This is a genomic window from Halomonas sp., assembly GCF_014859505.1.
Taxonomy (GTDB): domain Bacteria; phylum Pseudomonadota; class Gammaproteobacteria; order Pseudomonadales; family Halomonadaceae; genus Halomonas.
The window spans coordinates 1-4,753 of the sequence record NZ_JACUUD010000174.1; the positions used below are offsets into that span (position 1 = coordinate 1).

Sequence of the window (4,753 nt, forward strand, 5' to 3'; positions counted from 1 at the left end):
GGCCTGCAGATACTGGGCACCCACTTCGCCGAGACGCGGCTGCTCAACGTCGCCCACCAGTTCCAGCAGGCCACCGACTGGCACCTGCGTCGTCCCGCGCTTGCCGAGGAGACCACCTGATGCAATGGGAAACCGTGATCGGGCTGGAGGTTCACGTCCAGCTTGCCACCCAGTCCAAGATCTTCTCCGGGGCCTCCACCGCCTTCGGCGCCGCGCCCAACACCCAGGCCTGTGCCGTGGATCTGGGCATGCCCGGGGTGCTCCCGGTGCTCAACGAGCAGGCGGTGGCCATGGCCGTGCAGTTCGGCCTGGCAATCCACGCCGAGATCCCCGAGGTCTCGGTGTTCGACCGCAAGAACTACTTCTACCCGGACCTGCCCAAGGGCTACCAGACCAGCCAGATGTATCACCCCATTGTCGGCGCCGGCGAGGTGGAGATCAGCCTCGAGGACGGCACCACCCGACGCGTGCGGGTGCACCATGCCCATCTGGAGGAGGACGCCGGCAAGTCGCTCCACGAGGACTTCCACGGCATGACCGGCATCGACCTCAACCGGGCCGGTACCCCGTTGCTGGAGATCGTCTCCGAGCCGGACATGCGCAGTGCGAAAGAGGCGGCCGCCTACCTGAAGGCCATCCACTCGATTGTCACCTACCTGGGGATCTCCGACGGCAACATGGCCGAGGGCTCCATGCGCTGCGACGTCAACGTCTCGGTGCGCCCGGTGGGCCAGGCCGAATACGGCACCCGCGCGGAGGTAAAGAACGTCAACTCCTTCCGCTTCGTTGAGCGTGCTATCGAGTTCGAGGTGGGACGCCAGATCGAGCTGCTGGAGGACGGCGGCAGGGTGCTCCAGGAGACCCGCCTCTTCGACCCCGAGCGGGACGAGACCCGCAGCATGCGTACCAAGGAGGAGGCCAACGACTACCGCTACTTCCCCTGCCCCGACCTGCTGCCGGTGGTGCTCGACCGCGCTTATGTCGACCACCTGCGCGAGGCCCTGCCGGAGCTGCCCGACGAGAAGCGCGCCCGCTTCCAGGCCACGCTGGGGCTCTCCGCCTACGATGCCGGCGTGCTCTCGGCCACCCGCGAGATGGCCGAATTCTTCGAGGTGGTCAAGGACACCTGCGGCGACGCCAAGCTCGCCGCCAACTGGGTGATGGGCGAGCTGGCCGGCGCGCTGAACCGCGAGGGGCTACCGATCTCCGACAGTCCGGTCTCGGCCCGCCAGTTGGGCGAGCTTGTCGCCCGGGTGATGGACGACACCATCAACGGCAAGGCCGCCAAGCAGGTCTTCCAGGCGCTATGGAACGGCCAGGGGCAGAGCGCCGACGAGGTGATCGAGGCCAAGGGGCTCAAGCAGGTCACCGACAGCGGTGCCATCGAGGCGATGATCGACCAGGTGATCGCGGAAAGCCCCGGGCAGGTGGCCCAGTACCGCGACGCCGAGCCCGACAAGCGCGGCAAGATGATCGGCTACTTCGTGGGCCAGGTGATGAAGACCTCCCGCGGCACCGCCAATCCTCAGCAGGTCAATGCGCTCCTCAAGGAGAAGCTGGACGCCCTGTGCTGAGTCGCGGCCGATCGGCGACCGGAGACGAAAGGAGGCATCATGGCCGATGACGTGGGCGAAAGACTGCGCGCCCTGCGCACCCTGCGCGGCATCTCCCAGCGGGAGCTGGCCAAGCGCTGCGGGGTCACCCACTCCAGCCTGTCGCTGATCGAGCAGGGCAAGGTCAGTCCCTCGGTCAGCTCGCTGAAGAAGATCCTCGATGCCATCCCCATGAGCGTCGGGGACTTCTTCACCCTGGACCTGGAGAACGGCCGCCGGGTGTTCTACACCGCCGACGACCTGGCCGACATGGGCACCGGCGACGTCATCTACAAGCTGGTGGGCGCCGATCGCCGCGATCGCGCCCTCTCCTTCCTGGTCGAGACCTACCCCCCCGGGGCCGACACCGGCCGCGAGATGATCGCCCACCTGGGCGAGGAGGCCGGCATGGTGCTCGAGGGCGAGATCGAGATCACCATCGGCGCCGAGAGCCGCCTGCTAAAGGCGGGGGAGGCCTACTACTTCGAGACCAACGTGCCCCATCGCTTCCGCAACCCTGGCGATGCACCCTGTCGCCTGGTGAGCTGCGCGACCCCCGCCCGGGCCTTCTGAGGTCCGGCGACGTCACTCCTTCTTGAGCTTGTCGATCTCGGCGCGCAGCGCCTCTGCCTCCTCGGTGAGCGAGGCGTTGGCGCGCATGTCGCCGTTGCGGGCGGCGTGCATTGCCTGCTCCAGCTTGCGCTCGTACTCCTTCTGCAGTTTCTTCGTCGGGTCGCTCTTGAAGAGTCCGAACATGGGCCTGGCTCCTTTCAGGGGAATATACTGACAGAGTACTCGCCCCGCCGAAAAAAAGCGATGCAATAGTTGTACAGATATAATTTAAAGTACATGGTTAAGAGGCCGCCGCCCTGGGGGCGCCGGCCTCATCATGCCTGGGCGGCGAACGTGATGTCAGCTCGACAGCGAGATCCAGACGCTCTTGAGCTCGGAGTACTCCTCCAGGGAGTGGTGGGACTTGTCGCGACCGTTGCCCGACTGCTTCACCCCGCCGAAGGGCATGGTCTGGTCGCCGCCGGCCCAGTTGTTGACGAACACCTGGCCGGAGTGGAGCCGCCGGGTGACGCGCATGATGCGGTCGATGTCCTGGCTCCACAGCCCCGCGGCCAGGCCATAGACGCTGTCGTTGGCCATGGCCACCGCCTGCTCCTCGCTGTCGAAGCCGAACACCGAGAGCACCGGGCCGAAGATCTCCTCGCGACCGATGGCCATCTCGGGGGTGACGCCGTCGAACACCGTGGGGGGAATGAAGAGCCCCGGCCCCTCGAGGGGCTCGCCGCCGACACGCAGCCGGGCGCCCTCCTCGCGGCCCTTCTCGATGTAGCCCAGGATGCGCCGATACTGCGCCTCGTCGACGATGGCCCCCATGAAGCTGTCGGGGTCCAGGGGGTCGCCGGGCTGCATCCTCTTCGCCGCCACGAGCACCTGGTCGATGAAGGCCTCGCGGATCGAGTTCTCCACCAGCAGCCGGGAGCCGGCGATGCACACCTCCCCCTGATTGTGGAAGATCGCCGAGGCGGCGTGCTTCGCCACCCGCGTGAGGTCCTTGCAGTCGGCGAAGACGATATTGGGCGACTTGCCACCGCACTCCAGGTAGACCCGCTTGAGGTTGGACTGGCCGGCGTACTGCATCAGCTGCTTGCCCACCCCGGTGGAACCGGTGAAGGCGAGACAGTCCACCCCCATGGAGAGGGCCAGGGCCTGGCCCACGGTGTGGCCGAAGCCCGGCAGCACCTGGAAGACGCCCCGCGGCAGGCCCGCCTCTCGGGCGAGCGCGGCCAGGCGCAGCGCCGAGAGCGGCGACTTCTCCGAGGGCTTCAGGATCACGCTGTTGCCGGCGGCCAGCGCCGGGGCGACCTTCCAGGAGGTCATCATCAGCGGGAAGTTCCAGGGCACGATGGAGGCCACCACGCCGAGCGGCTCGCGCAGCACGAGGGCCAGGGCCTCCTCGCCGGTGGGCGCCACCTCGCCGTAGAGCTTGTCGATGCACTCCGCCTGATAGCGGAAGCAGGCGATGGCGCCGGCCATGTCGCCCAGCGAGCTTGCCACCGGCTTGCCCATGTCCAGGGTGTCGAGCAGCGCCAGCTCATGCTTGTGGGCCTCCAGCAGGTCGGCCAGGCGCAGCAGCACCTTCTTGCGCCGGCCCGGGGCCAGGCGCGACCACTCGCCGGCCTCGAAGGCGGCCCGGGCATGGCCCACGGCGAGCTCGGCGTCGGCGGCGTCGCAGCTGGCCACCTCGGCCAGGGCCTCGCCGGTGGCCGGATTGATCGTGGTAAAGGTCTCACCGCTGTCCGCATCGACGAAGGCGTCGTCGATGTAGGCGCGGGTCTCGAGCCCCTTCTCGGACGTCAGGGAGGCGGCCAGGGCCTGCCAATCGGCCAGGGTCTTCGGGGATTCAGGGCGGCTCATGTAAGGCTCTCCTTCTGAGGGTCGGTCAGGGGGTCGGCCAGCCGGGCCAGGGTCGCGTCCAGCGCCCGGCGAGCCTTGTCGACCAGCTCGTCGATCTCGTCATGGGAGATCACCAGCGGTGGCGAGATGATCATGGTATCACCCACCGAGCGCATCACCAGGCCGCCGGCGAAGCAGAGATCGCGGCACAGGGTGCCCACGCCCCGGGACTCGTCGAAGCGCTCACCGGTGGCGGGGTCGACCAGCTCCAGGGCACCGATCAGCCCCAGCGAGCGCGCCTCGCCCACCAGCGGGTGCGCCTCGAGGGCCTTCCAGCGGCCGGCCAGGTAGGGGCCGATCTCGTCGCGGACCCGGTCCACCAGCCCCTCGGCCTCCAGCAGCTCGAGGTTCCTCTGCGCCACCGCGGCGCACACCGGATGGCCCGAATAGGTGAAGCCGTGGAAGAACTCGCCGCCCTCCTCGATCAGGGTCTCGGCGACCCGGTCGCCCACCAGCACCCCGCCGATGGGCAGGTAGCCCGAGGAGAGCCCCTTGGCGATGGGCATCAGGTCCGGCTCCAGGTCGTAGTGGACGCTGCCGAACCACTCGCCCAGACGCCCGAAGCCGCAGATCACCTCGTCCACCACCAGCAGGATGTCGTACTTTTCGAGCACTTCCTTCACCGCCGGCCAGTAGCTCGCCGGCGGAATGATGGCGCCCCCGGCGCCCTGCACCGGCTCGGCGATGAAGGCCGC

Annotated in this window: 5 protein-coding genes; 2 read left to right on the plus strand and 3 right to left on the minus strand. The window is 68.1% G+C overall.

The annotated features are described in order from the left end of the window. The first annotated feature begins 119 nt into the window (after positions 1-119). The gene (gene gatB, locus IBX53_RS14680) at positions 120-1,574 is read left to right on the plus strand and encodes an Asp-tRNA(Asn)/Glu-tRNA(Gln) amidotransferase subunit GatB (protein ID WP_290910692.1); all 1,455 of its coding nucleotides are present in this window, start codon (positions 120-122) and stop codon (positions 1,572-1,574) included. Between the two features lie 39 nt (positions 1,575-1,613). Continuing rightward, entirely contained in the window at positions 1,614-2,165 is a 552-nt protein-coding gene (locus IBX53_RS14685) for a cupin domain-containing protein (protein WP_290910695.1), read from the plus strand. A 12-nt stretch (positions 2,166-2,177) separates the two neighbouring features. Here the strand turns inward: IBX53_RS14685 and IBX53_RS14690 are convergent, their stop codons facing one another. The 3 genes from IBX53_RS14690 to IBX53_RS14700 all read right to left on the minus strand — a co-directional run. Further along, positions 2,178-2,348, minus strand: a complete 171-nt coding sequence (locus tag IBX53_RS14690) for a DUF6435 family protein (RefSeq protein ID WP_290910698.1) — start codon at positions 2,346-2,348, stop codon at positions 2,178-2,180. Between the two features lie 156 nt (positions 2,349-2,504). Next, positions 2,505-4,019, minus strand: coding sequence for an aldehyde dehydrogenase (locus IBX53_RS14695; protein WP_290910701.1), 1,515 nt, complete (start codon positions 4,017-4,019; stop codon positions 2,505-2,507). Beyond that, on the minus strand, positions 4,016-4,753 hold a 738-nt coding region (locus IBX53_RS14700), incomplete at its 5' end, for an aminotransferase class III-fold pyridoxal phosphate-dependent enzyme (RefSeq protein WP_290910704.1). The genes IBX53_RS14700 and IBX53_RS14695, both read right to left, overlap by 4 nt.